This window comes from Streptomyces sp. SID12501 (assembly GCF_010550245.1).
Taxonomy (GTDB): Bacteria; Actinomycetota; Actinomycetes; order Streptomycetales; family Streptomycetaceae; genus Streptomyces.
This window is the reverse complement of record NZ_JAAGLU010000431.1, coordinates 1-512: the sequence shown is the minus strand read 5'-3', so window position 1 is coordinate 512 and position 512 is coordinate 1. Positions and strand designations below refer to the sequence as shown.

Annotated in this window: 1 protein-coding gene; it reads right to left on the bottom strand. The window is 75.0% G+C overall.

Annotation, left to right across the window (positions count from 1 at the left end):
• A partial coding sequence (locus G3I71_RS46610) for a GTPase (RefSeq protein WP_343243299.1) occupies positions 1 to 354 on the bottom strand: 354 nt, incomplete at its 3' end.
• Positions 355 to 512: the final 158 nt, after the last annotated feature.

Genomic DNA, 512 nt, shown 5'->3' with positions numbered 1-512 from the left:
GTCCGCGTACTTCTCGGGGTCCACCACCCACACCACGGCGTCGACCAGCGCCAGCACCCGGTCCACGTGGTCCCGGTGGTCGCCGACGGCCGAGTCCAGGTCCGGAAGGTCCACGAGGACCATCCCCCGCAGCGCCTCGGCCTCCGCGGTCTCGCGCGGCCGACGTCGCAGCCGGCCGGGGATCTCCAGCCGGTCCAGCAGGCCCGCCGCACCGTCCGACCAACTGCACGCGATCGGCGCGGCCGTGGTCGGCCGGCGCAGACCCGTCTCGGAGATCTGCACCCCGGCGAGTGAATTGAAGAGGGTGGACTTGCCGACGTTGGGCAGGCCGACGATGCCGATGGTGAGAGCCACGGGCGACGAGTCTACGCAGCGCCGCGGCCGGCCCCGACCCGAGCGGGCGGGACCGGCCGGGCGGTCGTCACGGCCTCAGTCGAACGCGCGCATCCGCTGCAGCAGCTCCGGCCCTCGGCGCTCCAGCACCGACCCGCCGCCGCGAACGCCGCCGCCAG